This window comes from Flavobacteriales bacterium, assembly GCA_030584065.1.
Classification (GTDB): domain Bacteria; phylum Bacteroidota; class Bacteroidia; order Flavobacteriales_F; family PHOS-HE28; genus PHOS-HE28.
Genome location: CP129489.1, coordinates 3,850,092 through 3,873,252, shown reverse-complemented (window position 1 = coordinate 3,873,252; position 23,161 = coordinate 3,850,092). Strand labels below are relative to the sequence as shown.

Sequence of the window (23,161 nt, the reverse complement as noted above, 5' to 3'; positions counted from 1 at the left end):
CGTTGGCAACATCCGGCGGCACGAATGCGTTGCACGCCGTACTTTTAAGCATTCAACCAGCAGACCGTAGCACCGGCGATTCCATCGATGATCAATGTTGACCTGACGCCCAAGGAGGCGCTCGAGCAGTTCTTCGGCTTCAAGAAGTTCAAGGGGGAACAGGAGGCCATCATCCAGAGCGTCCTCGACGGGCGCAACACCTTCGTCATCATGCCCACGGGTGGCGGCAAGAGCCTGTGCTACCAGCTGCCCGCGCTCATGATGGATGGCACCGCCATCGTGGTGAGCCCGCTCATCGCGCTCATGAAGAACCAGGTGGACGCGCTGCGCGGCTTCAGCGAGGAGGAGGGCGTCGCCCATTTCCTCAACAGCTCCCTCACCCGCAACGAGACGCTCCGTGTGCGCAAGGACATCTCGGAAGGGCGCACGAAGATCCTCTACGTGGCGCCCGAGAGCCTCACCAAGAAGGAGAACACCGAGTTCCTGCGGGACATCAAGATCAGCTTCTTCGCCATCGACGAGGCTCACTGCATCAGCGAGTGGGGCCACGACTTCCGCCCCGAGTACCGCCGCCTGCGCACGATCTTCAACGACATCAAGGGCGTGCCGATCATCGCCCTCACCGCCACCGCCACCGAGAAGGTGCAGGAGGACATCCTCAAGAACCTCGACATCCCCGATGCGCGGGTCTTCAAGGCCTCCTTCAACCGGCCCAACCTCAACTACGAGATCCGGCCCAAGAAGGATGTACAGCGCGAGATCATCCGATTCATCAAGCAGCACGCCGGCAAGAGCGGCATCGTCTACTGCCTCAGCCGCAAGAAGGTGGAGGAGATGGCCGAAATGCTCAACGTGAACGGAATCAAGGCCCTGCCCTATCACGCCGGCATGGATGCCAGCCAGCGCGCCAGCCACCAGGACCAGTTCCTGATGGAGAAGGTGGACGTGATCGTGGCCACCATCGCCTTCGGCATGGGCATCGACAAGCCGGATGTCCGCTTCGTCATCCACCACGACATCCCCAAGAGCCTGGAGAGCTACTACCAGGAGACCGGCCGGGCGGGGCGAGATGGCGGCGAAGGCAAGTGCGTGGCCTTCTACAGCTACAAGGACATCGAGAAGCTGGAGAAGTTCCTCCAGGGGAAGCCCGTTGCCGAGCAGGAGATCGGCCGGCAGCTCCTGGCCGATACCGTCAGCTTCGCCGAGACCAGCATGTGCCGGCGCCGCTTCCTGCTCCACTATTTCGGCGAGCACTATCCGCAGCAGAACTGCAAGAGCTGCGACAACTGCCTATCCCCGCGCGAGCAGTTCGAAGGGAAGGACGACCTGGCCTTGGTGCTGCGTGCCGTGAAGGAGAGCAAGGAGCGCCACCGCGCCAAGTTCATCTGCGACCTGCTCACCGGTACCGAGACCAGCGAGATCAAGAACTACAAGGGCGACAAGCTCAAGGTCTACGGCGAAGGGGACGAAAAGGACAACCACCACTGGATGGCCATCGTGCGGCAGGCCGTGGTGGGAGGCTATCTGCACAAGGACATCGAGACCTACGGCAATCTCAGCCTCACCGAGGCCGGCAAGAAGTTCCTGGCCAAGCCTGTCTCCATCAGGTTCGTGAAGGAGCGCGACTACAGCGATTACGAGGGCGGCGCGGAGGACGAACCCATCGTGCGCCCCGGCGCCGCCGCCGATGAGAAGCTGATGACCATGCTCAAGGACCTGCGCCGCACGCAGGCGCAGAAGCTGAAGCTTCAGCCGTGGGTGCTCTTCCAGGACCCCTCGCTGGAGGAGATGACCATGCGCTACCCGGTGAGCATCGAAGAGCTCACGCAGATCACCGGCGTGGGCCCCGGCAAGGCACAGAAATTCGGCAAGCCGTTCGTCGACCTCATCGCCAAGTACGTGGAGGAGAACGAGATCGAGCGCGCCGAGGAGGTCACCGTACGCAATGTGGTGAACAAGAGCGGCAACAAGGTCCACATCATCCAGAATATCGACAAGCGCGTGCCGCTCGATGCCATCGCCCGCAGCAAGAACCTCAGCATCACCGACTTCCTCACGGAGCTGGAGAGCATCGTGATGAGCGGCACCAAGCTGGACATCAACTACCACTTGAACGACGTGCTCGAAGCCGACGCCCAAGAGGAGATCATGGACTACTTCCGAAACGCGGAGACCGACGATATCGAGACGGCATTCCAGGAGTTCGACGGCGACTTCAGCGAGCAGGAGCTGCGCATGATGCGCCTGAAGTTCATGAGCGAGGTGGCGAATTGAAGAAGTAGGCAGTAGGCAGTAGCAAGTGCATCAGTTGCTCCTGCCCTTGCCTACTGCTCCCGCCTCCTGCCCCTGCCTCCTGCATTCCGCAACACCCATGAGCCCCAACGACCTCACCCTCGTCGCGAGACACGTGATGAAGCTGCTCGTGGAGCGGCGGTTCGAGGAGCTGGAAGAAGCCTCGGGCGGGGGCGGCCTCAGCGCTGACGATATGGAAGGAGCCGTGGACGACATCGGCTCGGCCCTGGTGATGCCACCGGAGAACGCCTGGCGCGAACTGAAGGCACGCACGGTGCGAAATGTGCCAGACGCCTACGAACTGAGCCTCGACCTGTGGACCAAAGGCGGACGCTCCGGCAGCACAGCGGAGCTGATGGTTCGGTTGCGCGATGGAAGGCCAGAGGTCGTGCTGGAGGATATCATCGTGAGCTGAGCCGCTCAGGCAACCAGCTCGCTCAGTGCCCCCGCTGCCATCATCGCTGCGCCGATCCGCAGTGCATCCTCGTCCACATCGAAGACCGCCGTATGAAGTCCGCTCTGGGTCCCGGGCTTCGCAGGATTGCCTGTGCCCAACCTGAAGAAGCAACCCGGCATCACGTGCGTGTAGTAGGCGAAGTCCTCCGCGCCCATGCGGATGTCCATGTCAACGACATTCTCCGCACCCACCAGGTCAACGGCCACACGCCGCAAGCGTGCGGTCAGCTCGGAATCGTTCTTCACCACGGGTGAGCCCTTCACCAGCCGGAACTCGCATTCGCCGTTCATGCCCCGCGCCACCTCGGTGGCGATGCGCGGCAGCAGCTCATGCAAGCACGCACGGAGCTCCTCGTTGAAGGTCCGCAGGGTGCCGTCGATCGTCACCGTATCCGGGACGATGTTGGTGGCGCCGTTCGCAATCACCTTGCCGAAGCTGAGCACCATGGGCTCGTCGGCTGGAACGGCAGCCCGGGCTTCGTCATAGAGGCGTGGCAGCATGCGCGCCGCGATCATGATCGGATCCACGAGCCGGTCGCGCACCGAGGCATGTCCGCCCCTACCCTTCACGGTGAGGTACAGCTCATCGGCCGCCGCCATGAAGGGCCCGCTGCGGAATCCGAGGGTGCCTACGGAGAGCTCCGGCGTCACGTGCTGACCGATGATGCCGGCCGGCTTCGGATCGGTGAGCACGCCTTCCTTCACCAGCAGCGAGGCACCGCCGGGCTCCTTCTCCTCTCCAGGCTGGAACACCAGCATCACGCTCCCGCTCCACTCGGCTCGCGCGCGGTGCAACGCGATGCCCGCGCCCAGCAACATGGCGGTGTGCGCATCATGGCCGCAGGCGTGCATCACGCCCGCATTCGCCGAGCAGTAGTCCGGCTTGCCCACCTCCTGGATGGGCAGCGCGTCCATGTCGGCGCGGAGCGCGATGCATCGCTCGCTGATGCCCTTCGTTCCACGCACCACGGCAATCAATCCGGTGCCCCTCGCATCCGAAGTCAGCTTCGCCACGCCCGCTCGCACCTCGATGCCCTCGCGCTTCAGCACCTCGGCCACGAAAGCCGCCGTGCCATGCTCCTGGAACGAGAGTTCCGGATGCCGGTGCAGGTGACGGCGCCATTCCACCATGTGCGGCTGAAGGGCGGCGATGGCTTCCTGGATGCGGGGCATCACTTGCCGAGGATGAGCTTGATGGCCACGAAGAGCAGCACCACGCCGAAGACGCGCTTCACCGTGTCGGCGGGGAGGGCCAGCGCGCCCTTGCTGCCTAGATAGCCTCCAGCCACGAAGGCCGCGGCGATAACACCCACCACCCGCCAGTCGATATGGCCCTCTTTCCAATAGTTGCGCACGGCCAGGAAGACCACGGGCAGCATGAGCACGGCCAGGCTGGTGCCCTGCGCCTGATGCTGGTTGTAGCCGAGCAGCCAGACGAGGGCCGGCACCATGATGATGCCGCCGCCCACGCCTACGAAGCCGCTGAGGATGCCCGCGAGCAGCCCTACGGCGACGAGCAGCGCGATGGTCTGCGTATCCATCGGTCAGATGTCGAGGCTGAGAGAGAAGTGGAAGACGCGCGGCAGCGTCACGCCGTCATCGATCCCCCAGGCCCAATCGGCGCGCACGAAATAGCCGAGCAGCCGCGACCGCAGGCCGAAGCCGTAGCCCGCGATGATGGGTTCGCGCTTGCTGTCGAGCGTGATGGTGAGCGGATTGCGGCTCACGACGATGCGATTGAAGGTGTTGTCGGCTGAGTACGGGTCGCTGCCGGTCCAGGCGGCGCCCACATCGCCGAAGCCGGCCACCTGCAAGTGATTGAGGAAGTCGGACTTGATGGGCCGGTTGATGAGGTAGCGCAGGATGGGCACGCGGAGCTCGGTGTTCACCACGCCGAAGCTGGTGCCGTTGCGCGCGTTATAGAAGAAGCCCCGCATGGGCGTGCTCAGGGCCTGGTACTGGTAATTCTGCGCGAAGTCGATGGGCACGCTGTCGTCGTACCGCGCGAACATCCAGTTGTCCACGCCCCCGAGGAAATGGAGGATGCGGCGGCTGCCCAGCGAGGTGGATCCAGCCAGTCTGGTCACCCAGATGAGGTCGCGGTGCACCTTGAGGGAGTGGCGCAGGTCGAGGCCGAGCACCTGCATGTCGCCCTTGCGCTCGGGATGCTGGTAGTACTCGCCGAAGACCTTCAGCTTCCAGCCCGTCCAGAGGTTGAGGCCGCGCGGGAGGGAGCTGTCGTACACCCACTCCAGCTTGGCGCCTGCCATATGGTCGAATGCACTGGGCGTGGTGAGGCTCACGGGGTCGATGCTCTGCTGCACGAACCGGTCGTTGCGGTACATGACCGAAGCGCGCAGGCTGGCGAGCTCGCTGAAGGGCCAGCTCACCTGGTAGCGCACGTTGTGCGAGTGCACCTTCACGATGCCATTGCCCGCGATGCCCTGATAGGCCTGCCGCTGGAACGAGATGCGCCGGTCGAGCCGGTGCTTGAGGTTCTCGTACATCAGCAGGTAGTCGTTGTTATTGAGGTCGAGCGCCAGGCGGAAGCCGCCCACCACGCGATGGTCCTCGAAGAGGTCGGTGGCGCCCATCCGCGTGAGGCCGCTGAGTCCGGGATTGAGTCCGCCCTGCCCGGTGAGCGGCTGATAGAACTGGTTGGAGTAGCTGTTGTCCACCTGCGTCACCACCTGATCCACGGTGAAGTTGACGTTGTAGTTGCGCTGCTCGGGATAGGCGAACGGCTTGCTTGCAGCGCTGTCGGCGGAAGCAGCGGCCGGCGATGGCCGCGCCTGCTGCGGGCGTGCCGGCGGTGCGGCCGGAGGGGGCCCCGACGGTTCGTCCGTGAACGCGTAGCGCCGGACATCGAAGGCCTCCTCGCCGGAACTGCGCGGCAGTTGCGGCGGCACCTTCACCACCGCGCTCATGTCGTCGGTGGTGATGGAAGGATTGGCCGGCGCGCGCCCGGGCTGCGGGGCTTCGCCCGGGCGCTCCGCCCCGGTGGCCTGCGGCTCGCCGGTGCGACCGGTGAAGAACCGGTAGCGGCCATCCTTCAGCTGCAGCAGCGTGTAGCGGTTGCGTTGCGGCTCCACATGCTGCTCCAGCACGCCCCGCCGCAGGTCTGAGAGACGCTCCTCCACTGCGAAGTACCGGTAGTGAACGGTGGTGTCGATGTGGCTGATGGTGCTGTCGTAGCGGACCCGGTAGCGGTTCACCACGCCGTCGGCATCGCTCAGGTAGGTGTAGCTGGCGCTATCGAGCTGGAAGGGCTGCGTCTCATTCACGCCGGGCGTGCTGCTGAGGCGCGTGAGCACGCGGCCACGGTTCGCCAGGTCGAGGAGGAAGATGTCCTTCGTGCCGTGGATGAGCGCCACGTCCTTGAAGGTCCGCAGCGTATCATCCGCACGGTCGCTGCTGAAGATGATGCGCCGGTCGCCGTCCACGAAGCGGGGCTCAAGGTCGTCCCATTGGTCGTCGGTGAGCTGCTCGCTGCGGTTCCCCACCACATGGTAGAGGTAGAGGTCGGCCCGCCCTTCGCGCACCCCGCTGATCACCATCGTGCGGCCATCGGCGGAATAATCCATGCTCAGCACCTTCTCCAGCATCAGCACCGGCCGCTCCGCGGTCTTGCCATCGTCCAGGGTCCAGGTGCGCAGGAAGAGCTCACCCTTGCGCTCGATGGCATAGCTGAGCGCCTTGCTGCTCGGATGCCAGGCCAGCACCGGATAGCTGCGGTCGATGATGCGGTCGATCTTCTTCTCCCCCTTCACGATGCGCTTCACCTTGCCGCTGGCCAGCTCCATCACCCACACCTTGTACTGCCCCAGCTCGTTGCTCGTCCAGGCCACCCAGCGGCCGTCGGGGCTCTGCTGGAACTGGGCGTAGGTGCGCTGCTTCCGGGTGCGGATGGGCAGCGGCTCCAAGGGGATGTCCTGCCGGTAGCGGTCCTCATCCGTGAAGCGCCCCTTGTAATGGTCAAGGCATTCGGCCAGGAGGGTCTTGAGCGACACGCCGAGCACGAAGAGGTAGCCGCTCTCCGGATTGCGGCTCACGCGGGTCATGTAGAGGATGTTGGGAATCACGCCCGGACCGTACACCTCGGCCACGTAGCGCCACACCATGTGGCCGGCAAGCCTCGCATCCTCGCCTTGGAGACGGTTGAACTTGTCGAAGCGGCCGCTGAGCACCGCATCCCGCACACGGTTGGACATGGGCGCATCCCATGGCCGGGAGTGGTAGCTGATGATGCCCTCGGTGAACCAGGGCGGCAGGCTGAGGAAGGTGGAGCTGCGGAGGATCTCGCGCCAGTTGCCGCCGAACATCATCTGGTCGATGATCACGTGGGCGATGCCCGAGCGGATCTGCTGGTCGAGCAGCGCGTGGTCGCCCTCGTAATAGACGAAGATCTTGGTGCCCACGATGCGGGTGAGTCCGCCGATGTTGTTCTGGCCCGTCATGCCCTCCAGCCCGATGTTGCTCTGGCGGAAGTCGGTGAGCGAGTTGTACACCACGAACTGCAGCCGTTCATCGATGGCGAAGTCGAATGAGGCCTCCAGCTCCTTCAGGTGCCGCTGCGCCGCCTGGGCCGTATAGCGCGCGAGGTCGCGGCCCTCCTTATAGAAGAAGACCTCCATGTCCTGGAACCGGTACTGCTGCCAGAGGAAGTCCTGGTACTGCACGCGGTTCTTCCCGTATTCCTGTTGCGAACCGGAATAGAACTGGGCCCGCACGATCGCCCCACCCGCCAGGAGGGCCAGGAGGAGGACAATGGAACGGGGCAGGAGACGTGCCGGCACGAGGGGAAGGTAGCTACTTTGCGACCCGGGTCGGGGCCGTCCGTGGTGCGAAGTTCCGGCAATTCGAGACATGCTCCGCATCGCTTCCTTCACGTTCAACCCCTTCCAGGAAAACACCTTCGTGGTTCACGATGGTTCGCAGGCCCTGCTCATCGACCCTGGGTGCTGGAACACCGCCGAGGAGCGCGATCTGGAGGGCTGGCTGGCGGAACAGGGGCTGCTGCCCGCCCGCCTGGTGCTCACCCACGCCCACATCGACCATGTGCTTGGCTGCGCATGGGCGCATCGGCGCTATGGCCTGCTGCCCGAGCTGCACCGCAATGACCTTGCGCTGCTCCAGATGGCACCGCGGCAGGGCCAGCTGTACGGGGTGCCCTGCGAACCATCACCGGAGCCGCAGCGCTTCATCGGGGAGGGCGACGCCATCCGGCTGGGCGACGATGAACTGAAGGTGCTCTTCGTCCCGGGTCATTCGCCCGGGCACATCGCCCTGTACAGTGAGGCGGGCCGCTTCGTGATCGCCGGTGATGTGCTGTTCAAGGACAGCGTGGGCCGCACCGACCTGCCGGGCGGTGACACCGATACGCTCTTGCGCAGCATCCGGGATCGGCTGCTGCCCTTGGGCGACGATGTGCGCGTGTATTGCGGTCATGGTCCGGACACCACCATCGGGCGCGAGCGGCGCTCGAATCCCTTCCTCCGCTGAGCGGCGCTCACCTTCCCTACGGGTGGTAGGAATCGGGCTTGTAGGTCTTCTGCCGACCGCGCTCGAATTCGTTGTGCTTGATGGGCGGCGGGCAATCAAAGCCGCTGCGGGCTCGCAGGAAGAGGAAGCGTACACTGAGGATCAAGGGCCGATACCGGCTGCTGAACCACTGCAACCTCCCGAACCCCTCATCGGCCGGCGTGAAGCTGAAGACCGGGGACTCCACAGCGGGTATTACCAGCATGCGCCCCGTGACCTTGAAGCCGTAGCCTAGCTTCATGTGCAGCTGCGTCACCAGGTCGGGCGGGAAGGCGTGCCGGTTGAACAGAGCGCCTCCGGTATGGCTGTAGGAGCTCCCCAACCGCCAATCTGCGTTGGCGCCCAGGCTCAGCTGGATGAACTGGTAGTTACCGGTCTGGAAGAACTTGTTGGCATTGACCGCCAGGGTGAGGAAGCGCTCCGCGAAATCGCCTTCAGCGGCAATTGGCGCGGCCGTATCGCCCCGCATCCATACCCCCGCGAGCGCCTCGGCACCGCGGAGGTTCTTGTAGGCCAAGCCGAGATCGAAGTAGTCCACCACCACCGGGTCGCGGGTGAACCAGGTGGCGCCGGCTTCCAGGTAGAGCCCCACCTTGCCTTTGGGGTCGTAGGTAGCCCGGTAGCGCAGCGTATCGGTGCGCCATACCTCCTCCTCGCTGTCCTTGAAACGCGGCAGTGTGTAGGTGATGCCCGGCGCGATGAACCAGCCGATGCGCTTGGCCTGGCCCTCGAGCGGGATGATATCCGGGCGCTTGCGCTGATAGATGCGCTGCGCGCTGAGCTCCGACAGGACGCCCAGCAGGCCCAGCAGGAACAGGAGGTGACGCATGGACGAAAGGTGGGGCAGCAGCCATGAAGCAAACGCCACCCGGCCGCCGATAGTGTCAACCCGTGATCGTGCAAACCCCGCCTCCCGCGTTCGACCGTGGACAGCAACGCCGTGCGCGCGCAACAGCGGGCCAGGCCGGCAGGCGCCCTCCACTTGGCGGGGAGGCGATCGTCAGCCAAGGTCAGCAGGACTTTGGCGACCTTTCCGGAATGCAACCGGCGGAGTGCCCCTCTGGCACGCATCGGCTTGGCCGGACCGCCAACCTGGTGCGGCCACTGCTGCTCCTGCTGCTCGTTGCAGGGCCCATGGCAGGGCGGTCGCAGGATACCGCAACGGTCTATCAGAGGCTGGCGCGCGCCGCGGAGAAGCACCGCTTCACCCGCTGGGTGCATGGCTCCCTGTTCGTAGCGCCGCAACGCAACGAGGAATCCCCCGCGCCGGGCACTCCGCAGCGGCGGTCGAATCCGCTGCTTCCATTCACCGGCCGCCCCGTGCGCACGGTCACGGTGAAGGTGCTCGACCCCTTCGGATTCGACCTTGCTAACAGCGCATCCCTGCAGATGGCCTGGGCGCAGCGCACGGCCAACGCCATCCACCGCACCACGCGGGAGTACCTCGTTCGGGAATTCGTCCTGGTGAAGCACGGACGGCCGTTCGATGCCCTGGCGGCAGCCGAATCGGAGCGTCTGCTGCGCGCGTCGCCCATGGTGAACGATGCGCGCCTCTTCGTGCAGCCAGCGGCGGAGCACGGCGATTCCGTTGATGTGGTGGTGCTGGTGCTCGACAAATGGAGCCTGGAGGCCTGGGTCGACTTCACGGGCGGCGCCGCGCGCGCCACGGTGCTCGACCGTAACCTCCTCGGGCTGGGCCAGGAGCTTCAGGCGCGGCCGACCTTCGGTACCGACCTCGCCCTGGAGCGCCTCGACGCGCGGCATGCCGTGTACAACATCAGGGGCACCTACATCACCTCGCTCATCGACTATGCGCGGGATGAGCGGAACGAGCGGCTGAGCCTGCGGCTCGACCGCCCCTTCTACTCGCCGCTCACGCGCTGGGCAGGCGCTGCGGCCATCGCGCGCGCACGAACGGAGGACCCGGTCACGGACGGACCGCGCCAAGCCGATGGCCATGAGCTTGTTGTAGCGCGCGAGACCGACCTTTGGGCGGGCCGCAGCTTCCCGCTCACCCGCGAACGGACCACGGCCGCACGCAGCAGCGCCCTCGTCTCGGGCATCCGCTACCAGCGCACGCGGTACCCGGAACGGCCGGCCATCGACACGTCCGGCGTCCAGCGTCATCCGCACGGCGCTTCGCTGTTGCTAGCCACCGGTCTTAGCGTGCGCCAGTATTACCGGGACCGCTATCTGTACCGCTTCGGGGCGGTCGAGGATGTGCCGGAAGGCCTGTTGGTGAAGCTCACGGGCGGCTTCCGGCAGCGCGAGAATGAGCGACGGCTCGCTTACACGGGCATCGAGCTCTCGCGCGGCCGACACTACAGGCGCTTCGGCTATGCCGCCGTCTCCCTGGGTTTAGGCGCCTACTGGGACCGGGGCGTGGCCACCGACGATACCTACCGGGCCGACCTGCGCTATTTCACCGGTCTCCTGCGGGTGGGACGCTGGTACCTGCGCCAGTTCGCGGCGCTTTCCGCCACGTCCATCACCCGCAAGCTGCCCACCGAACGCCTGAACCTGAACGGGGACCAGCTCTATGGCTTCCGCAGCGCGCTGGTGAGCGGCACGCACCGCGAACTGCTCCGGCTCGAAACCGTGGCCTACGCCCCGTGGCACGTGCTGGGCTTCCGCTTCGCCCCTGTGCTGCTGGCGGGCTTCGGCACCATCGGCGAGTCTTACGACCCGCTCTTCAGCGGCCGCATCCACAACGCGCTCGGTTTGGGCATCCTGGTACGCAACGAGAACCTGCTGGTGAAGACCTTCGAGGTATCGCTGAGCTTCTACCCGTACGTGCCCGAGGAGGATGGCTGGGTGCTGGATGCGGGACGGTACACCGACTTCACCCCTCGCTTGGCGGATTTCGCATTCACGCAGCCGGCGGTGGTGGGGTATTGATGATGAATAGCCACGCGACCACCGATGCCCTCGGGAGCCTATTTTGGGAGCGTAGCGCAAACATGACCCTGCATGGAACCTGAACCTGGGCATTGGGTAAGGACCATGGATCCCGGCATCTGGCAGATCGAACGCATCGACCATCAGCTGGACCAAGGGACCGAAAGCGACGGCCGCATCGCCTTCTGCAAACGGCTGGTGAATGACCGCTACAAGCGGGCCTTCGATCGGTCGAGCTTCCACATCTCATTGATCAGCCCCATCAGTAAGAGGGACCGTTTTGAGCTGGAACGCTTCATGGCAGACCATCCCGAGGTGATGGCCGAGTTCATCCGCTACCACAAGCGCTGCGACCTGCTGTTCAACGCCAAGTTCCATGTCGGCGATGCCGAGGACCGTGCATCGTTCAAGCAACGCGTGACCGCACGATTGGGCGATCTGGGCCATGGTCTTCACCGTCGCGAGCTCGAGGTCCTGCTTCATGATGAGCATGAACGCTCATCGCGCACAACGACCAGGAACATCACCGTTCAATTCGTATCGCCTGATCAGCTGCTGCGCGAAGGCAGGCCGGTGTTCACCGAATACCGCTTCCTCGACCACTGAGGATCATTTCAGGCGGTCGCCTCCAGCAGCTCCAGCGCCAACTTCTCCACCTCCTCGCTCTCCCACCGCTCTTCAATACCCGGCATGGCCAGCACCTGCTCCATGATGCGGTCGTGGCGTAGGCCCTCATCCCACGCGGCCTTGTAGCCGATGTCGCTGAACTTCACCTGGCTGTACAGCGGGATCCACTTGTCCGGGTGACGGGCCTGCAGGCGGCCTTCGATCTTCTTGCGCAGGATGAACTTCGGGTCGGCCACCAGGTCGCGCATTTCCACGAAGTTGCGGAGCGAGAGGTCGGCGATGGCGTCCCCATTGGGCTTGCGCGCCTTATGGTAGGCGTCGAGCACGGTGGCCCAGTTGTCGTCGCCGTGCTTGTCGAGCAGGTCGTTGAGCACCTTGCAGTCCTCGTAGCCGGCGTTCATGCCTTCCCCATAGAAGGGCACGATGGCATGCGCCGCATCGCCGATCAGCGCCACCTTGTCCTTGTAGGTCCACGGCGAGCAGCGGATGATGGCGAGGTTGCTCTGCGGGTTGCGGAAGTACTGCTCGGCCAGGTCGGGCAGCATGGGGATGGCATCCTTGAAGTGCGCCTCGAAGAAGCGCATGAGGTCCTGCTCATCCTTGATGTCATCGAAGGAGAACTCGCCCTCATGCGGCATGAAGAGCGTGCCGGTGAAGCCGCCATCGGTGTTGGCGAGGCCCATCATCATGAAATAGCGGCGCGGCCAGATGTGCAGGCAATGCGGGTCCATCTGCGGCGTGCCATCGGCGCTGGGCGCGAAGGCGATCTCCTTGTAGTCGTGCTCGATGTAGGTCTGGCTGAAGGTGAAGCGGTGCTTCATGAACTCCTGCCGCACCGCGCTCGGGGCGCCGTCGCTGCCGAAGACCACATCGGCCGGCACGGCGCTGGCCTCGCCGGTGGCCTCGTTGAGGAAGGTGCAGGTACCGGTATCGAGGTGCACGCCGGTGCAGCGGTGCTCGAAGTGCAGCTTGACGTTGGGAAACCCCTCCGCCTCGTTCAGCATCACCTTGTTCAGCTCGCCGCGGCTCACGCTGTGGATGGCACGCTCATCGATGCTGTAGGGCAGGCGCGTCAGCTTGCCATCGCGGTCGTGCGTCATGCGCGCATGCACGGGCACCACGATGCGCTCCACGGCCTCATGCACCCCGGCCGCCTTCAAGGCGGTCCATCCGCGATGGCTCACCACCAGGTTGATGCTGCGCCCCGCATACACGTTGGTCTTCCGGGGATCCGCCCTGCGCTCGAACACATTGACCTTGTGCCCGCGCTTAGCCAGGAACACGGCCAGCAGGCTTCCGACAAGGCCTCCGCCGACGATGGTGATGTGCTTCATGGTGTTCAGATGCGTTGCGGGAGGTAACGGTAATTCATCGGTGGAGCTCAAGAGGTGAATGGCGAATGGTCATTGGTGAATGGGTAGCAGAACCGGACATCGAATGCGCCTACGGCATTTCCTATTCGCTATTCACCATTGACCATTCGCCTGCATTTCATCACCCGTTCAAACATTCCGTTAGGATCTCCCCGAAGCGCCACACATCCTCGAAGCTGTTGTACAAGGGCACCGGCGCCACGCGGATCACGTTCGGCTCGCGCCAGTCGGCCACCACACCGCGCTCGGTGATGCGGTTGAACAGGGCCTTGCCGTGGCCGTGGGCCAGGATGCTCAGCTGGCAGCCACGTTGCATCGGGTCGCTCGGGGTGATCACTTCGAGGTGCGTGCCGGTTCGCTGTGCGACCTCGGCGATGATGAAAGCGAGGTAGGCCGTCAATTGTTCGCTCTTCGCACGCAGGTTGGCGATCCCCGCGCGATCGAACTGCTCGAGCGCCGCGCGGTGCAAGGCCATGCTGAACACCGGTGCGTTGCTCACCTGCCAGGCCTCGGCCGTGGGCATGGGCTTGAAGGTGCGCTCCATCTTGAAGCGCTCGCTCTTGTCGTGGCCCCACCAGCCTGCGAACAGCGGCAGGTCCTTCCCCAGGTGACGTTCGTGCACGAAGGCGCCCGCCACACTGCCCGGTCCGCTGTTCAGGTATTTGTAGCTGCACCAGCAGGCGAAATCCACGTTCCAGTCGTGCAGCTGCAGGTGCAGGTTGCCAGCGGCATGTGCCAGGTCGAAGCCGGCAATGGCGCCCACCGCATGCGCAGCCTTGGTGATCGCAGCCATGTCGAAGGCCTGGCCGGTGTAGAAGTTCACACCACCGAAACAGACCAGGGCCAGCTCCTCGCCGAGGTCGTTGATCTTCGCGATGATGTCCTCCGTGCGCAGGGTGTGCTCACCGGCGCGGGGTTGCACTTCGACCAGATCGGCCTCCGGATCACCGCCGTGGAAGGCGATCTGCGAGGCGAAGGCATAGGTGTCGCTGGGGAAGGGCCGCGTTTCGGTGAGGATCTTCTTCCTCTTTCCACTAGGCCGATAGAAGCTCACCATCAGGAAGTGCAGGTTGCTGGTGAGCTGGTTCATCGCCACCACCTCTTCCGGCAGGGCACCCGCCAGCCGCGCGAGCGAAGGGGTGAGCTCCTCATGGTAGCTGTACCACGGGTGCTTCGCGTGGAAATGCCCCTCCACCCCGAAGCGGGCCCAATCGTCCAGCTCCTGCTTCAATGCATCGGCAGCTGCCTTCGGCTGCAGTCCGAGGGAATTGCCGGTGAAGTACAGCACATCCCGGCCTTCGTGCTGGGGGAAGCGGAACTCGGTGCGGAAGGTGCGCAGTGGATCGGCAGCATCACGGGCTTGGGCGAAGGCAAGGCTGTTCTCGAAGGTGCTCATGTGACTCGGCCAAAAGTAGCGGCCTGCTGCAGGCGGCTCTTGAGCGGCGTCACAACAGGCTTCCAGCCCAGGCCAGCAACGGGAGGAGTACTATGGAGGCGTCGAGCATCAACCAATGCCACACGGCCCGGCCCGGGGACGACCGTGCGATAAGGACTGCCAATCCGGGCAGCACCAGCCATGGCAAGGCAAAGGACCAATCAACAGCGGCGGGTCCGCCTGGTTCAGACGGCAGGCTCGAAACCGTCAGCGCCACCAGCAGCATCACCGCAAGCGGAGCCAGCGCCAGCAACGCCAACGCCCTGGCGCCCATGGGCCCAAGCACCTGCGGCAGCGTGCGCAGAGCGGGCGGATCGAATGGCAGGTCGCGGAGATCGAACGCGATGGCGATCGCCAGGTAGAAACCGAAGAACACTGCGATCAGCAACGGGCCCAAGCCATCAGCCCGGTCGGTACCCGGGTGGGCGAGCAGCACGGTGCCCGCCGCCCACACCCAGGCGACCAACAGTGATTTGAGGAATGGGATTCCACGAAGGCCGATCCGGGCGCCGCTCCTAGAGCGCCAAGGGGTGATATACAAGGCCGCGGGCAGCACCACAGGCAGGAGCCGAACGATCACATCCAGCCACGCATCCCCGAGCGCCAGGCATGAACCGGCCGCAGCACCGGCGGCGAGCCATGCCGCGGCACGCGGGTGCACCCTGTACCAAGCGAGGAAGGGCGCGTTGTATCCGCCTTCATCACGTGAGCGCAGCCGCCGCATCCACCCGTAGCAAGCAAGCACGGCGAGGAAGGCAGCCACCGGGCGCGACCACGACGGGGCGAAGAACCAATGCTCTCCGAGCCAGCGCACCTGCGCCGCGGCGCCGAGCGCCAGAAGCAGGTGGCCGCGCACCATGGACCCCAGTACCGGGTTCCCGAGCCCGTTCATGGACTAATCGTAGCCCTCCAGGTTCGGATTGATGAGGAACTGGCGCACCCCTACGCCTACGGCGATGCCGGCTGCCGTGCTTAGCAGCGACCTGACCACACGCTTGGTGCGGCCCACCTTGGCATACCCGTACGCATAGTTGGGCTCGCCCTCCAGGTAGGGATCGCTGAGGGAGCCCCTGGTGACATGCACCCGAGGCAGGATCATGGCTGCGGCGTACACAGGGGGAAGGAACAGGGCGTTCACCTCGAGATTGGCCGCAATGCTCGCTCCGGCACCGAAAACAAAGCCGCCCCACGTGGCGATGCGCGGGCGGTAGGCTGCTCGGGCATCCTGCTCGCCTTTGATGAACCATCGCATCTCCTGCACCGTCAGCTCATTGCCGAACACCGTGTCGTGGAAGTACCAGATGCGCTCGCGACCCAGGCTGTCGGTGACACTGAACACATTCTCGGTGGGCTCGGACCGTTCCTTCGCCACTCCTTTGCGAGGGAACTCCAGGTAGCGGATCTCCAAGGTGCTCTGCCCGAGTACTTTCGTCTCGATGATCTCCCCGTTCATCAGCAGGATGCGGTCCGGACGAAAGGGCGATTGCGCGCAAGCCGCCCACCCGAAGGCAACGGAGAGAAGGAAAGCCAGCGAACGCATGCAGTGCGGCCAAAGGTAGGAGGGTGCCGCAGGTACCCCAAGGGTATATTTGCGCGCTTTCCACAGCGCACCCATCATGGAATCCGTCACCTATCACGAGCGTCACATCGGACCCCACGCAGCGGACACCCAGGCCATGTTGAAGGCCATCGGCGTGACATCGCTCGATGAACTGATCCAGCGCACCGTGCCGGCCGGCATCCGCGCCGCGCATCCGCTGGCCACCGGCGAGGCGCTCACCGAGCGTGAGCACCTGGAGCACATGAAGGCGCTGGGCGCAAAGAACAAGGTGTTCCGCAGCTACATCGGGCTCGGCTTCAGCGGCACGGTGACCCCGCCGCCCATCCTGCGCAACATCTTCGAGAACCCCGGATGGTACACGGCCTATACGCCCTACCAGGCCGAGATCGCGCAGGGCCGCCTGGAGGCGCTGCTCAACTTCCAGACGATGTGCAGCGACCTCACCGGCCTGCCCATCGCCAACGCCAGCCTGCTCGATGAGGCCACCGCCATCGCCGAGGCCATGCACATGCTGTACGCGGCGCGTCCGAAGGAACTGGCCAACGCACACAAGTTCTTCGCCGACAAGGGCCTCTACCCACAGAACATCGACGTGCTGCGCACCCGTTGCGCGCCCATCGGCGTGGAACTGGTGGTGGGCGATGTGAACACGCTCGATCCCGCCGACGGCTACTTCGGCATCGCGCTGCAGTACCCCGCCATCGACGGCAGCGTGAACGACCACCGCGCCATCGTGGCCAAGGCCAAGGCGGCCGGCGTGAAGACCGCCGTGTGCGCCGACCTGCTCTCGCTGGTGCTGCTGGCGCCTCCGGGCGAGTGGGGCGCCGACGTGTGCGTGGGCAACAGCCAGCGCTTCGGGGTGCCCATGGGCTACGGTGGCCCGCACGCTGCGTTCTTCTGCACCACCGAGGACTTCAAGCGACTCATCCCCGGCCGCATCATCGGTGTGAGCCAGGACCGACGCGGCCGTCGTGGCCTGCGCATGGCGTTGCAGACACGGGAACAGCACATCCGCCGCGACAAGGCCACGAGCAACATCTGCACCGCACAGGCCCTGCTCGCCGTGATGGCCGGCATGTACGGCGTGTACCACGGTCCCGATGGCCTGAAGCGCATCGCCCGCAACGTGCATGCCCACACCCGCAATGTGGCCGAGGCCGCGAAGGCGCTGGGCTACACCGTGGCCAACGGCAGCTTCTTCGACACCATCACCCTCAGCGGTGGCGATGTGAACAAGGTGCGCGCCGCGGCCGAGAAGCGCGGGATCAACTTCCGCTATGATGGCGGCCATGTGAGCATCTCGCTCGACGAGACGGTGCGCATGAGCGATGCGAACGACGTGGTGGCGGCCCTGGCCGAGGCCCTGGGCAAACCCGCTCCGGCGCTCAGCGGCAACGGTGCCAGCATGGCGGTGCCCGCCGACCTCCAGCGCAAGAGCGGGATACTCACCCACCCGGTGTTCAACACGCACCACACCGAGCTGGAGCTGCAGCGGTACATCAAGAAGCTTGAGAACAAGGACTTCAGCCTGATGCACGGCATGATCCCGCTGGGCTCGTGCACCATGAAGCTGAACGCCGCCAGCACGCTGATGCCGCTGAGCTGGCCTGAGTGGAACGCGCTCCATCCCTTCGCACCGGTGGACCAGACCGAGGGCTACCAGGAGCTGTTCCGCGAGCTGAGCGACATCCTGGCCAAGGCCACCGGCTTCAGCGCCGTGAGCCTGCAACCCAACAGCGGTGCCCAGGGTGAGTACGCCGGCCTGATGGTGATCCGCGCCTACCATGAGGCGCGCGGCGACAAGCACCGCAACATCGCCCTGATCCCCAGCAGCGCGCACGGCACCAATCCCGCCAGCGCGGTGATGGCCGGCATGCAGGTGGTGGTGGTGAGGGCCACCGAGGACGGCCAGATCGACGTGGCCGACCTGAAGGCCAAGGCCGGGCAGTACAAGGACACCCTGAGCTGCCTGATGGTGACCTACCCCAGCACGCACGGCGTGTACGAGGCCGCGATCAAGGAGGTGACCGGCACCATCCACGCGAACGGCGGCCTGGTGTACATGGACGGCGCCAACATGAACGCGCAGGTGGGCCTCACCAGCCCGGGCGAGATCGGCGCCGACGTGTGCCACCTCAACCTGCACAAGACTTTCGCCATCCCGCACGGCGGCGGCGGGCCCGGCATGGGCCCCATCTGCGTGAACGACAAGCTGAAGCCCTTCCTGCCCGGCCATCCGTTGGTGAAGACCGGTGGTGAGAAGGCGATCCCCGCCGTGAGCGCGGCGCCCTGGGGCAGCGCGCTGATCCTGCTGATCAGCTACGGCTACAGCAGGATGCTCGGCGGCAACGGCCTCACCGACGCCACGCGCTACGCCATCCTCAACGCCAATTACATCAAGGCGAAGCTGGAGAAGCACTATCCGATCCTCTACCTGGGCGACCAGGGCATGGTGGCGCACGAGATGATCCTGGACTGCCGCGAGTTCAAGCGCACCGCTGGTGTGGAAGTGGAGGACATCGCCAAGCGCCTGATGGACTACGGCTTCCACGCACCGACCGTGAGCTTCCCGGTGGCGGGCACGCTGATGGTGGAGCCCACCGAGAGCGAAGCCAAGCCCGAACTGGACCGCTTCGTCGAGGCCATGATCGGCATCCGCCACGAGATCGCCGAGATAGAGAGCGGCAAGGCCGACAAGGCGGACAACGTGCTGAAGATGGCACCCCACACCAGCGACGAGGTCTGCGCCGACACGTGGAGCCATGTTTACGGCCGCGAGAAGGCCGCCTTCCCGGTGAGCGTGAACCGCGACTGGAAGTACTGGCCCACCGTGAGCCGCGTGGACAACGCCTATGGCGACCGCAACCTGGTGTGCACCTGCCCACCCATCGAGGAGTACGCCTCGGCCGAAGCATGAACAAGGCGCTTCTCCTGGCCTTCACAGCGATTACGCTGCCGACGCTTGGCATGGGTCAGGGCGGTTCCAAGGCGGCGGCCTGCTTCTGGAGCGCTGATTTCGAGGATGGTGCATGGCCAGCGGGCTGGGTGACCAACCCCGTGGAGCGACAGACGCCCGAGGGCACCGGTTTGGGGGAGACCGTTCCCGCATTCGCGATCGGAACAGCCATGGATGCCAATGCCAACGGCTTCTTCCCTGTGACCGACCTGCCGATCGGCAACCGCTTCGTCATGGCCAACGACGATGCCGCGCCCTGCAACTGCGCCATGAACGACGCCACCCTTACCACGGCGCCCATCGACCTTACCGGACGCGCTGGAGTAGCCTTGGAAGGACGCGCATTCCATGAGATGACGCTCGGTGCCGGAGAGGCGCGGATCGAGGCGAGCACCGATGGCACCACGTTCTGGCCCCTGATCACACTGCCGCCGGCTTCCGGTCAGTGGCAGCGGTTCTTTGTCGACCTCTCGGACTATGATGGCCAGGACGCCATGTGGCTCCGGTTCCGGTGGAGCGATGGCGGGGGCTGGTCCTCCGGCTTCGCCGTGGATGACCTGTGCCTGCGCGAGCGGCTGGCCCATGACCTATCCATGGAGGCGGTGAGCCCGGGGGATGCCGTGGCCTCGGCCTTCGACCCCAGCACGCGAAGCCTGGGCTACAGCCGCCTGCCGCTGGAACAGGCGGGCACTTCATCCGTTACGTCGCAGGTACTAAATCGGGGTACGCAAGCGCTTACCGGCGTCTCGGTCAGCTGTGAGGCCTTCTTGAATGGCACCAGCTTGGGCGTGGCACAAGCGAGCGCAGCGGTGGACATGGCCCCGGGCGACCAAATGACCTTCATGGTCCAAGGGATCCCTGCGCCGACAGGGGTGGGCGAACTGATGCTCCGCTGCGTGGCAAGCGCTCAGCAGACGGACGAGGACGCAACTGACAACACCCTTGATGCCCCAGTGCGCATCACAGGCCCGGGTTGGGACGCAGGCTATTCGGCCATGGGCTGCGATGGCGGCATCCCACAAGGGGTGATCAGCCGTTCTGACAATTTCATTGCGGCCGTTCGCTTGGAATTGACCGAACCCGGTAGCCGTGCCGAAGGAGTGAGCGCCGTGCTGGATGCCAGCTCCACGGAAGGCGAATTCGTTCGAGCCATTCTGTTCGACGCCAGTTTCGCCTTCATCGACACCTCCCTTCGGCATGCCATCACGGCCGAGGACCTGTCCTTGGCTTCGGGCAATGGCGCGCTCTACCTGCCCCTCGCCTCCGCGCCCGAGCTCCCTCCTGGCGATTATTTCGTTGGCCTCCAGCGACTAACGGGCCAAGGCCCCGTTGGCGTGGCCTTGAGCGGGCACGTACCCGTCGGCGGGGCTGCCCTCCTCGAGGGTCTCACCTTCGACGTTTCCTGGATCACCGGCTGCCCGATGGTGCGGCTGCACCTGGCTCCCTTCGGGGTCGGCCTGCAGGAGCCTCAACCGGTCATCACAGAGGCGGCCATCCACCCCATGCCCGTGAGCGAATCGGCCCGGGTGGAGTTCGAGCTTGCCTCAGGAGCCCTGGTGGGATGGACACTCTTGGACATTGCCGGCCGCATCGTGCTCCAAGGGGCACCTGTCCCGCTCTCAGCCGGGCACCAGCAGCTGCTGCTCGACCTGCGGTCGGTCGCCCCCGGCCCTCATGCGCTGCGCCTCACCATGGGCGAACGGTCCATGCGCCTGCCTCTGGTGGTGGCTCGGTGATTCCGTTGCCTACCCAAAGACCGCCGCGCCCTGCACCTGGGCGACCTTTCATCCATCGGCCCCTAGGGACGAACAACGCGACGGAGAAAGGGCATGTCTTAACTCTACCCAATCGTTAGCTTCGTAGCCCTTTCGGAACAGAAACCCAACACAACATGAACCAACGTTACTTGATTCTCCCTGCCCTGCTGGTGGCTGGTGCGTCGTTCGCACAGCTGGCCACCCAGCGCCCGGTGCGGAAGGACTTCCGTCCGGCCATGACCAACGCCACCACCACCCAGGATATCCCTGCGAGCGGCAACGACCGCGCCGGCGGCGATGTGGTCTTCTCCGAGGACTTTGCCAACGGCTTGGCCGGGAACAACGGCATCGGTGCCTGGACGACCTCGGGCCCCAACGGCGACATCTGGCGCCGCAAGACCACCGGCCCCCTAGGTGCCTACACCGGCACCACCGAGCGCATCCAGTCCACAACGGTGACCAATGGCTACATGCTGTTCAATAGCGACAGCGCCAACTGCACCTGGTCCGGCGGCACCCCCACGGCATTGCCCGTGGATCAGTTCACCGCATGGGAAGGCAGCCTGGAGTCGCCCGTGCTCGACCTCAGCGCCACGCCTTACGTGGAGCTCGAGTTCCAGCAGCGCCTGCGGTACTGCTGCGATAACTCGCCCCACTTCGTGGAGGTGAGCACCGACGGCGGCCTCACCTGGCCCGAGCGCTTCAACACCGCCACGGGCATCGCCGTGAACTCCGGCGGCACCCCCAGCACCCAGACCCGCAAGATCAACCTCAGCTGCGCCATCCAGGCCAACCCGGCCAACGTGAAGTTCCGTTTCCGCCATGATGGCGATGCCGGCACCTCGCACTACCACTGGCAGATCGACGATGTGCGGATCGTGGAGCTCTACGATCACGACCTGCGCGTCACCAGCACCAGCACCTCGGCCTTCGACCTCGACCTGGCCATCAGCTACGACTCGCTGAAGTACACCCTCTTCCCCTACAGCCAGCTTCGTCCCGTGCCCCTGAACATGACGGTGCTGAACAACAGCACCATCCCGCAGGCCGGCACCGTGGCGAATTTCACCGTGACCCGCCAGGGCACGGAGGTGCTGAACCAGGATCAGGATCTCGGCGACTTCCCGCTCTGCCCCTCTGAGCAGAAGGTGTGGGTGAACCCCTCCTTCATCCCTCCCGCTGAGGCTGGCACCTACAATGTCGCCTTCGCCATCTCGGCCGCTGACCCGGACAACACCCCCGCCGACAATACCGGTACGGGCAGCTTCGGCGTGAGCCAGTTCATCTACGCCCGCGACAATGGCACCATTGCCACCTTCGAGGATGGCGCTGGTGACGGCAGCGTGCTGATCCTTGGCAACACCTTCTACATCGCCAATGCGGTGGACCTGCACTCCATCGACGTGGCCCTGAACAACGGCTCCGAGGTGGGCGCGATCTTCGTGGGTGAGTTGCGCAATCCCAACGAAGCCGACTTCCCCGTGATTGCTACGACGCCAGAGGTGGTGGTGACGCAAAGCATGCTGGGCGGCACCGGCAGCAGCAACTTCACCAAGGCCCTGTTCGACCTGCCCGTGGCGCTGGACGCCAACACGGACTACATGGTGACCATCCGCTGCTTCGGCAACATCCGCATCGGCGTGAGCGGCGAGAGCGAGGAGCAGACCTCCTTCATCTATTACATCAGCCCGACCCAAGGCGAGGACTGGTTCTACACCACCGCCACCCCGATGGTGCGCATGAACTTCGACCCCACCGCCAGCATCACCTCCATCGACCGCGCCAGCGGCATCGGCCTCGGGCAGAACATCCCCAACCCCAGCCGCCTGAACACCACCATCCCCTACACGCTGGAGACCGCCGCGAACGTGGTGATCGAGCTCCACGACGTGAGCGGCAAGCTGGTGCAGCGCATCGCTGAGGGCTTCCGCCCGGCCGGCACCTACCGCACGCAGCTGAACGTGCAGGACCTCACCGAGGGCCTGTACTTCTACACCCTGCGCGCCGGCGATGCCAGCGTGACCAAGCGGATGGCCGTAGAGCGCTAGGCCGCTCGCCATTCAAGCCAGGATTCCTGAGCGGGGCGCCCAATGGGCGCCCCGCTTCGTTCCGGAGCCTGGCCTCCCCCTTCACCGAAGGAATCCATGCCTTCCTCGGCCCCCCAAGGATGACTGCCGATCCGTAACGTTTCGTCCTTGGAAAAGCCGTGATGCAGCGTTTCATTTGCAGGTCGAACCCCTCGTGGTAAATCCCTCAGAAACCCAA

The 23,161-nt window shown here is 64.9% G+C and carries 16 protein-coding genes; 8 read left to right on the top strand and 8 right to left on the bottom strand.

The features are described 5' to 3' along the window. Nucleotides 1-87 precede the first annotated feature (87 nt). Complete coding sequence (gene recQ, locus QY325_16190; GenBank protein WKZ66290.1) at nucleotides 88-2,274, top strand: DNA helicase RecQ; 2,187 nt, start codon at nucleotides 88-90, stop codon at nucleotides 2,272-2,274. 97 nt (nucleotides 2,275-2,371) lie between these two features. Continuing rightward, the gene (locus tag QY325_16185; protein WKZ66289.1) at nucleotides 2,372-2,707 is read left to right on the top strand and encodes a hypothetical protein; all 336 of its coding nucleotides are present in this window, start codon (nucleotides 2,372-2,374) and stop codon (nucleotides 2,705-2,707) included. A 5-nt stretch (nucleotides 2,708-2,712) separates the two neighbouring features. Here QY325_16185 and QY325_16180 read toward each other — a convergent pair whose 3' ends face one another. The 3 genes from QY325_16180 to QY325_16170 are packed head-to-tail and all read right to left on the bottom strand — an operon-like array spanning nucleotide 2,713 to nucleotide 7,544. Continuing rightward, nucleotides 2,713-3,921 (bottom strand): M20 family metallopeptidase, encoded by a 1,209-nt coding sequence (locus tag QY325_16180; GenBank protein ID WKZ66288.1) that lies wholly within the window; start codon nucleotides 3,919-3,921, stop codon nucleotides 2,713-2,715. Beyond that, on the bottom strand, nucleotides 3,921-4,289 hold the full coding sequence (locus QY325_16175; protein WKZ66287.1) for a sulfite exporter TauE/SafE family protein: 369 nt from the start codon (nucleotides 4,287-4,289) through the stop codon (nucleotides 3,921-3,923). The genes QY325_16180 and QY325_16175 overlap by 1 nt, the downstream gene beginning before the upstream one ends. A 3-nt stretch (nucleotides 4,290-4,292) precedes the next feature. Beyond that, a complete protein-coding gene (locus tag QY325_16170; GenBank protein WKZ66286.1) occupies nucleotides 4,293-7,544 on the bottom strand; it encodes a hypothetical protein in 3,252 nt (1,083 codons plus the stop codon). Between the two features lie 70 nt (nucleotides 7,545-7,614). Between QY325_16170 and QY325_16165 the strand changes: the two genes are divergently transcribed. Next, nucleotides 7,615-8,250, top strand: coding sequence for an MBL fold metallo-hydrolase (locus QY325_16165; protein WKZ66285.1), 636 nt, complete (start codon nucleotides 7,615-7,617; stop codon nucleotides 8,248-8,250). A 16-nt stretch (nucleotides 8,251-8,266) separates the two neighbouring features. Here the strand turns inward: QY325_16165 and QY325_16160 are convergent, their stop codons facing one another. Beyond that, entirely contained in the window at nucleotides 8,267-9,118 is an 852-nt protein-coding gene (locus tag QY325_16160; protein ID WKZ66284.1) for a hypothetical protein, read from the bottom strand. A gap of 209 nt (nucleotides 9,119-9,327) precedes the next feature. Here QY325_16160 and QY325_16155 point away from each other — a divergent pair, with 209 nt between their 5' ends. Further along, complete coding sequence (locus QY325_16155; GenBank protein ID WKZ66283.1) at nucleotides 9,328-11,187, top strand: hypothetical protein; 1,860 nt, start codon at nucleotides 9,328-9,330, stop codon at nucleotides 11,185-11,187. A gap of 72 nt (nucleotides 11,188-11,259) precedes the next feature. Further along, nucleotides 11,260-11,793, top strand: a complete 534-nt coding sequence (locus QY325_16150) for a hypothetical protein (protein ID WKZ66282.1) — start codon at nucleotides 11,260-11,262, stop codon at nucleotides 11,791-11,793. Nucleotides 11,794-11,801: 8 nt separating this feature from the next. Here QY325_16150 and QY325_16145 read toward each other — a convergent pair whose 3' ends face one another. The 4 genes from QY325_16145 to QY325_16130 all read right to left on the bottom strand — a co-directional run bounded on the left by QY325_16145 (nucleotide 11,802) and on the right by QY325_16130 (nucleotide 16,162). After that, nucleotides 11,802-13,148, bottom strand: a complete 1,347-nt coding sequence (locus QY325_16145; protein WKZ66281.1) for an NAD(P)/FAD-dependent oxidoreductase — start codon at nucleotides 13,146-13,148, stop codon at nucleotides 11,802-11,804. A gap of 160 nt (nucleotides 13,149-13,308) precedes the next feature. Next, a complete protein-coding gene (gene kynU, locus QY325_16140; GenBank protein WKZ66280.1) occupies nucleotides 13,309-14,583 on the bottom strand; it encodes a kynureninase in 1,275 nt (424 codons plus the stop codon). A gap of 49 nt (nucleotides 14,584-14,632) precedes the next feature. Next, complete coding sequence (locus tag QY325_16135; GenBank protein ID WKZ66279.1) at nucleotides 14,633-15,514, bottom strand: hypothetical protein; 882 nt, start codon at nucleotides 15,512-15,514, stop codon at nucleotides 14,633-14,635. Nucleotides 15,515-15,517: 3 nt separating this feature from the next. Continuing rightward, entirely contained in the window at nucleotides 15,518-16,162 is a 645-nt protein-coding gene (locus QY325_16130; protein ID WKZ66278.1) for a hypothetical protein, read from the bottom strand. A 76-nt stretch (nucleotides 16,163-16,238) separates the two neighbouring features. Between QY325_16130 and gcvP the strand changes: the two genes are divergently transcribed. The 3 genes from gcvP (at nucleotide 16,239) to QY325_16115 (ending at nucleotide 22,944) form a co-directional block, all read left to right on the top strand. Next, nucleotides 16,239-19,100, top strand: a complete 2,862-nt coding sequence (gene gcvP / locus QY325_16125) for an aminomethyl-transferring glycine dehydrogenase (GenBank protein WKZ66277.1) — start codon at nucleotides 16,239-16,241, stop codon at nucleotides 19,098-19,100. Further along, nucleotides 19,097-20,875 (top strand): hypothetical protein, encoded by a 1,779-nt coding sequence (locus QY325_16120; GenBank protein WKZ66276.1) that lies wholly within the window; start codon nucleotides 19,097-19,099, stop codon nucleotides 20,873-20,875. Before gcvP ends, QY325_16120 begins: the two co-directional genes overlap by 4 nt. Before the next feature lie 155 nt (nucleotides 20,876-21,030). After that, nucleotides 21,031-22,944: a T9SS type A sorting domain-containing protein gene (locus QY325_16115; protein WKZ66275.1), complete on the top strand. Its 1,914-nt coding sequence runs from the start codon at nucleotides 21,031-21,033 to the stop codon at nucleotides 22,942-22,944. Nucleotides 22,945-23,161: the final 217 nt, after the last annotated feature.

Excerpts from the sequence above, each read along its gene's own strand:
- recQ (WKZ66290.1), top strand. The coding sequence starts at position 88 with ATGATCAATGTTGACCTGACGCCCAAGGAGGCGCTCGAGCAGTTCTTC.
- QY325_16185 (WKZ66289.1), top strand. The coding sequence starts at position 2,372 with ATGAGCCCCAACGACCTCACCCTCGTCGCGAGACACGTGATGAAGCTG.
- QY325_16180 (WKZ66288.1), bottom strand. The coding sequence starts at position 3,921 with ATGCCCCGCATCCAGGAAGCCATCGCCGCCCTTCAGCCGCACATGGTG.
- QY325_16175 (WKZ66287.1), bottom strand. The coding sequence starts at position 4,289 with ATGGATACGCAGACCATCGCGCTGCTCGTCGCCGTAGGGCTGCTCGCG.
- QY325_16165 (WKZ66285.1), top strand. The coding sequence starts at position 7,615 with ATGCTCCGCATCGCTTCCTTCACGTTCAACCCCTTCCAGGAAAACACC.
- QY325_16160 (WKZ66284.1), bottom strand. The coding sequence starts at position 9,118 with ATGCGTCACCTCCTGTTCCTGCTGGGCCTGCTGGGCGTCCTGTCGGAG.
- QY325_16155 (WKZ66283.1), top strand. The coding sequence starts at position 9,328 with ATGCAACCGGCGGAGTGCCCCTCTGGCACGCATCGGCTTGGCCGGACC.
- QY325_16150 (WKZ66282.1), top strand. The coding sequence starts at position 11,260 with ATGGAACCTGAACCTGGGCATTGGGTAAGGACCATGGATCCCGGCATC.
- QY325_16145 (WKZ66281.1), bottom strand. The coding sequence starts at position 13,148 with ATGAAGCACATCACCATCGTCGGCGGAGGCCTTGTCGGAAGCCTGCTG.
- kynU (WKZ66280.1), bottom strand. The coding sequence starts at position 14,583 with ATGAGCACCTTCGAGAACAGCCTTGCCTTCGCCCAAGCCCGTGATGCT.
- QY325_16135 (WKZ66279.1), bottom strand. The coding sequence starts at position 15,514 with ATGAACGGGCTCGGGAACCCGGTACTGGGGTCCATGGTGCGCGGCCAC.
- QY325_16130 (WKZ66278.1), bottom strand. The coding sequence starts at position 16,162 with ATGCGTTCGCTGGCTTTCCTTCTCTCCGTTGCCTTCGGGTGGGCGGCT.
- gcvP (WKZ66277.1), top strand. The coding sequence starts at position 16,239 with ATGGAATCCGTCACCTATCACGAGCGTCACATCGGACCCCACGCAGCG.
- QY325_16120 (WKZ66276.1), top strand. The coding sequence starts at position 19,097 with ATGAACAAGGCGCTTCTCCTGGCCTTCACAGCGATTACGCTGCCGACG.
- QY325_16115 (WKZ66275.1), top strand. The coding sequence starts at position 21,031 with ATGAACCAACGTTACTTGATTCTCCCTGCCCTGCTGGTGGCTGGTGCG.